General features: G+C 30.6%; 1 pseudogene. It reads left to right on the plus strand.

Features of this window, described 5'->3' with window-relative positions:
• Positions 1 to 255, plus strand: a pseudogene (locus OF365_RS03285) (DEAD/DEAH box helicase family protein); the annotation flags it as partial.

A 255-nucleotide genomic window follows, 5' to 3' on the forward strand; every position in this document is an offset into this window, starting at 1 on the left:
AGGTGTTAGTTTTTGGTTCATCGACTTTTGGAAATAAAAAAATATTAACCGAATACGGGAAATTAGACGCTTTTTTAACCGCTGTAAAATACGAGAATTACGAATTAATTTATATTCGTGATGAAGCTCATTATGGATCAACTAATAAACGTAATGTTTTATTTAATGATATTTATGATCAACAAAAAGTAAAGAAAATGAGTCAAAAACACGAAGTGCGTGCGGATGCTTTGTTGCAACAAGCAGCATCTTTTA

Origin of the sequence: Ureaplasma zalophigenitalium (genome assembly GCF_025780055.1) — a bacterium.
In the GTDB taxonomy this organism is placed as follows: domain Bacteria; phylum Bacillota_I; class Bacilli_A; order Mycoplasmatales; family Mycoplasmoidaceae; genus Ureaplasma; species Ureaplasma zalophigenitalium.